Genomic DNA, 5762 nt, shown 5'->3' on the forward strand with positions numbered 1-5762 from the left:
GCATGCTGATCCCGCAGCGGCTGGAGCTGATGGCCGCCACACTGTGCCTGCGCTGTGACCGTGCCGCAGCTGCTCGCCGCCCGCGCCGCCGCCGAGCCGTCGCACGTCGCCGTCAGCCAGGGTGCCGGCGCGCTCGACCTCGACACCTGGCAGGCCCGGACGCAGGCGATCGCCGCCGGGCTGCGTTCGGCGGGCGTGCGCCCCGGCGACCGGGTCGGCCTGCTGTACGGCGCCCAGGACTGGGTCGCCTACGCCTGCTCCTACACCGCAGTGCTCGCCGCCGGCGCGGTCGCCGTGCCGCTGTCCACCCGCAGCGCCACCGCCGAACTGGCGTACATGCTGCGGCACAGCGGCGCCGCCGCCCTGCTGCACGGGCCGAGCGCGACGCTGCCCGACGTGCCGGTCCGGCTCCGCTGGGGCCCCGATACCGTCGCGGAGCTGCCCGCGGCAGCGCCGATGGCCGGGCCGCAGCCGGACGATGCGGCGCAGATCCTCTACACCTCCGGTACGACCGGGCGGCCCAAGGGCGTCACCGCGGCGCACGCCAACCTCACCCACGGCTGCCGGCCGAACCCTCCGCTGCGGCCGCTGGCCCACTCCCGGCAGTTCCTGCACGCCTTCCCGATCGGCACCAACGCCGGGCAGACCATGCTGTTCAACGCGCTCTACGCGCATGCCGGGATGCTGGTGACCGCCCGGTTCGGCCCGGAGCACTTCGCCCGGCTGATCGAACGACACGCGGTGGGCAGCGTCTTCGTGGTGCCGGCGATGGCGATCGAACTGCTGCGCTCGGGCGCACTGGACCGCCACGACGTGACGAGCGTGGCGCTGCTCGGCTCGACCGCCGCCGTCCTGCCCCCCGCCGTGGCGACCGGGCTCGCGGCCGCGCTGCCCGGTGCCACGATCGTCAACTACTACACCTCGACCGAGGCGGCGCCGACGCAGTCCAGCGTGGTCTTCGAACCGGACCGCCCGGCCGCGTTGGGCAAGGTCGTCGCCGGTGGCGCGCTGCGCGTGTGCGACGATGCCGGGCGGCCCTGCCCCGCCGGGGTGACCGGCGAGGTGTGGCTGCGCGCCGCCGGCACCGGCCGGTCGTATCACGACGACCCGGCGGCCACCCGGCACGTGTTCCGGGACGGCTGGACCAGGATGGGCGACCTCGGGTATCTCGACGCCGAGGGCTACCTCTACCTCGTCGACCGCGAGAGCGACGTGATCAAGAGCGGCGCGGACAAGGTCTCCACGGTCGCGGTCGAGGCGGCGCTGCACGAGCACCCCGAGATCATCGAGGCCGCCGTGCTCGGCCTGCCCGATCCGGTGCTCGGCACCGCACCCGCCGCCGCGCTCGTGGCCACCCGGGCGCTGGGCCTCGGCGAGGTCCGCCGGTTCCTCGCCACCCGGCTGGCCGGCCACGAGCAGCCCAGCCGGATCGTCCACGTCGACCAGCTGCCGCGCAACGCGGGCGGCAAGGTCGTCAAACACCGGCTGCGGGCGCTGTTCGACGACCGGCCCGGTACCGAAGGACCACGAGAGGAGCGGCGAGAGCCATGACCCAGGCAGTGACCGGTGTCCGGATGACCCCCGCTCAGCAGGGCATCTGGTTCACCGAGCGGGCCGGTGGCACGTCCACGGCGTACCTGCTGGCGGTGGCGTTGACCGTGCCCGAACCGGTGGAGCCGGAGGTGCTGGACGAGGCGTGGGCCGCGGTCGCCCGCCGGCACCCGGCGCTCGCCTCGGCCGTGCTCGAGGCGGACGGCGAACCGTTGCTGGCGCCCACCGACCCGGCGCCGGTCGGCCACCGCGCGGTCGGTGCGGCCGCGCTCGCGTCAGCCGTCGCCGCCGAGCTCACCGCCGGCTTCGAGCTCACCGCCGGCCCGCTCGCCCGCTGCGTGGCGCTGCGGGTCGACGACGGCGGCACGGTCGTGGTCGTCGTCGCCCACCACCTGGTCCTCGACGGCGTCGGCAAGGACGTGCTCGTCGCCGACCTCGCCAAGGCGATCGCCGGCCAGGCACTCGGCGCCGGGTCGCCCGCCGCGCTGGGCGCTGCCGTGCGGGCGCAGACCGACCGGATCGCCGAGGCCGTCCCGGCGGCGCGCGACTTCTGGTCCCGGCGCCCGGCGCCGCCCGACGAGGTGATCCTGCCCGGACTGGTGAGCACGCCGACGGCCGCCGAGCCCGCCACCCAGCTCGACGTCGAGGTGGATGCGGCGCTGGACGACGCGCTGACCGCCGGGGCCGCGGCACTCGGGGCGACCCGGTTCGAACTGCTGCTCGCGGGCGTGCACGCCCTGCTCGCGCGCTACGGCAACACCACCACCTCGGTAGCTGTCGACCTGTCGACCCGGCGCCCGGAGACCGCCGGCGAGCTCGGGATGTGGGTCAACGAACTGCCGGTCACCCTCGAGGCCGACCCGGAGGCGTCCTTCGCCGAGCTGGTGGGCGCGGCACGGGCCGAGGCCCGGGCCGTCTACCGCCACCGCGAGGTGCCGCTCGGGCGCGCCCGGCCCGGCCTGCCACTCCGCCCGGCGCTGGCCCCCGTCTCGATCAGCTACCGGCGGCTCACCGGCACGTCATCCACAGTGGACTGGCTCCTCGCCCCGCCGACGGTCCGCAGCGCCCTGCACCTGCATCTCGTCGACACCCCGGCCGGCCTGACCGGGCGGATGCACGTCCCGGCGCGGCTGCTGCCGGTCGCCGACGCCGAGCGGAGCGCCGGGCACCTGCGTACCCTGCTCGCCGCGGCGCTGGCCGAGCCCGACCGGCCGGTCGGCGATCTGGACCTGCTCGTCCCGGCGGAGCTGGCGCTGCTCGACCGGCTGAACGCCACTGACAGGCGGCGCCCCGCCACCACCGTGCTCGACCTCGTCCGGGCGACGGCCCGGTCCACTCCGGACGCGGTGGCGGTGTCCGGCGACGACGGCACGCTGACCTACCGGGAACTGGTCGGCGCCGCTCACCGCATCGGCCACGGGCTGCGCCGGCGCGGCGTCGTCGCCGGCGACACGGTGGGGCTCTGCGCCCGCCGGGGCGTCGAGCTCGTCGCCGGCGTGCTCGGCATCCTCGCCGCCGGGGCGGCCTACCTGCCGCTGGATCCGACCTATCCGGTGGGCCGGCTGGAGTTCATCGCCACCGACGCGGGCGCGAAGCTGATGCTCGGCCACGCCGACGCCGCGGCCGCCCTGGACACGTTACCCACCGAGCTGGTGCCGCTCGACGGCCTGGCGGCCTTCGCGGCCGAGCCCGAGACGCCCCCGACCGCCGCCGACCCGGCCGGGCTCGCCTACGTCATCTACACGTCCGGTTCGACGGGTCGCCCCAAGGGCGTCGAGATCGGCCACGCCGCGCTGGCCAACCTCGTCGCCGCGATGGGTGAGCTGATCGGCGCCGACCCCGCCGACCGCTGGCTCAACCTGACCACGCTCTCGTTCGACATCAGCGGACTTGAGCTCTTCGCGCCGCTCACCACCGGCGCCCGGGTCGTGGTGGCCGCCGACGCGGCCGTCCGCGAGGGCGCCACGCTGGCCCGGCTCATCCGTGCCGCCGGGATCACCCACGTCCAGGCCACGCCGTCGAGCTGGCAGCTGCTGCTCGACGCCGGATGGGCCGGCGCGCCGATCACCGCGCTCAGCGGCGGCGAGGCGCTCCCGCTCCCGGTCGCCCGGCGGCTGCGGCCGCTCGTCGATCGCCTGATCAACGTGTACGGCCCGACGGAGACGACCATCTGGTCCACCGCGGCCGAGATTCCGGCCGAACCGGCCCGGATCACCATCGGCCACCCGATCGCCAACACCACGCTGCACGTCCTCGATGCCCGGCTGCGCCCGGTGCCGGTCGGCGTGCCGGGCGAACTGTGCATCGGCGGCGCCGGGCTGGCCCGGGCCTATCGGGGGCGGCCGGACCTCACCGCCGAGCGGTTCGTGACCGATCCGGCCGGCCGGCGGCGGTACCGCACCGGCGACCGGGTGCGGCTCGGCGCGGACGGGCAGGTCGAGTTCCTCGGCCGGGCCGACGACCAGATCAAGCTGCGCGGCCACCGGATCGAGCTGGGCGAGGTCGAGCAGACGCTGCTCGGTGCGCCCGGCGTCGCGCAGGCCGCGGTGGCGGTCCGGGGCGGGGAGCTGGTGGCCTACCTCGTCGGGGCGGGTGAGCTTCCGCCGGTCCGGGCACACGTCGCCGGGAGCCTGCCCAGATACATGATCCCCAGGGACTACGTCTGGCTGGATCGGCTGCCCCGCACGCTCAACGGCAAACTCGACCGGGCCGCACTGCCCGCCCCGGAGCGTACCGACGGTGCATCGCCGACGGCCGCCGCCGAGCCGGCCGGTGCAGATCTGACGCAGATCGTGACCGGCATCTGGCAGGAGGTGCTCCGGGTGGACGCGATCGGCCCGGACGAGACCCTCTTCGACCTGGGCGGGCACTCGCTGACGATCATGCAGATCACCGCCCGGATCCGTAAGGCCCTCGGCGTCGAGGTGCCGTTCGACGTCTTCTTCGACACCCCGACCGTCGACGGGGTGGTCAGTTCCATCGAGGAGTTGCGGCAGGAGGATTTGGCGTGACCGTTCCCGATCTCCACCACGACCTGGCGACCCTGGTCGCCGAGGCCAGCGACGGCCGGATCAGCGCCGCCGAGGCCCTGGCCGAGCCCGAGTCGCTCGGGCTGCTCGGGCTCACGTCGATCGGTTACGTGCGGCTGATCCAGGCCGTCGAGCGCTGCTACGGCGTCGCAGTGGAGCCGGACGACGACATCTCCGCCCTGGACACGGTGCCCGCGCTGGCGGAGTACCTCCGCAGGCAGGGGATCTGACGGCAGCCGCGGCCACGCCGGCCGCCATCAGGAACCCCCGCGGCGGCGGAGTAGGCCCGCGCCGGGCCACTACCGGGTGGCCGGGGCCGCGGCCTCCCGCCGGTCGGGTGCGCTCAGGTGCCCGAGGGTCCTGCCCAGCGCCGCGCCGCCGATCGTGCTCATCACCCAGTACGCGACCATGCCGACGATGAACTCGGGGCGCAGCACGTCCCAGACCGCGGACTGCCAGTCCGGCGGCACCGCGTCGCCGGTGCTCAGGTAGCCGGCGCGCGCATGCGTCCAGACCACCGCCTCCGGCACGGCCACCGCGAGCACCGCCACCAGGGCGGCCGCGCCGGCCAGCGTCGTGGCCCGCAGCGCCGCGCCGAACGAGCGGGTGCGCCAGGCCGTGGCCAGCGCGACGGCGAACAGCAGCGCGCTCGGCACCGCCACCCAGAAGCCGAGGATGCCGCCCCGGTCGTGCTCGAGCGACCAGCGCGACGCGGCGAACGACGCGGCGGCCACGACCACCGCCACCCCGCCCGCCCACACCCATGCGGCGCGCGGTGAACCGGACCGCAGCGCGGCCCACGTGCCGCCGAGGGCGAACCGGCGGCGCTCGTCCTTCGCGTCGATCGCCGCGAGCTCCGCCCGCAGCGCGGCACCCCAGGCCCACCGGGACTCGGGCAGGTCGGCCGTGGTCAGGTCCAGCAGCAGCTGCCACCCGTCTCGTACCGCCGTCGTCCCGCGCGCCCCCAGCGCCGCACCGAGGACGGGCCACGGCAGCGCCCAGAGCAGGCAGGCGAAGAACGCGTCGAACGGCAGCAGCAGGTCGCCGGCGCCCAGGTTCGCGACGACCGGGAACCGCTCGGGCTCCGCCCCGTAGCCGGCCCGCAGCGGCACGTGGGCGGCCGCGGCGCCGGCGGCGACGGCCACCAGCGCGAGCAGCCCGGCCACGGTGCCGGCGCCGAAC

General features: G+C 75.9%; 4 protein-coding genes. 3 read left to right on the forward strand and 1 reads right to left on the reverse strand.

The genetic code is table 11. The annotated features are described in order from the left end of the window. Positions 1–54: 54 nt before the first annotated feature. Genes ABZS66_RS60110 through ABZS66_RS60120 form a run of 3 tightly spaced genes read left to right on the forward strand, consistent with a single transcriptional unit; the run spans position 55 to position 4810 of the window. Entirely contained in the window at positions 55–1551 is a 1497-nt protein-coding gene (locus ABZS66_RS60110; RefSeq protein ID WP_354773733.1) for a class I adenylate-forming enzyme family protein, read from the forward strand. Then, positions 1548–4562 (forward strand): amino acid adenylation domain-containing protein, encoded by a 3015-nt coding sequence (locus ABZS66_RS60115; protein ID WP_354773735.1) that lies wholly within the window; start codon positions 1548–1550, stop codon positions 4560–4562. Before ABZS66_RS60110 ends, ABZS66_RS60115 begins: the two co-directional genes overlap by 4 nt. Then, on the forward strand, positions 4559–4810 hold the full coding sequence (locus ABZS66_RS60120) for a phosphopantetheine-binding protein (RefSeq protein WP_354773737.1): 252 nt from the start codon (positions 4559–4561) through the stop codon (positions 4808–4810). Before ABZS66_RS60115 ends, ABZS66_RS60120 begins: the two co-directional genes overlap by 4 nt. A gap of 69 nt (positions 4811–4879) precedes the next feature. On the opposite strand, the gene ABZS66_RS60125 is transcribed toward ABZS66_RS60120, so the two are convergent. Then, positions 4880–5762: hypothetical protein (locus ABZS66_RS60125; RefSeq protein WP_354773739.1), on the reverse strand; the 883-nt coding region annotated here is incomplete at its 5' end.

Origin of the sequence: Dactylosporangium sp. NPDC005572 (genome assembly GCF_040605515.1) — a bacterium.
In the GTDB taxonomy this organism is placed as follows: Bacteria; Actinomycetota; Actinomycetes; order Mycobacteriales; family Micromonosporaceae; genus Dactylosporangium.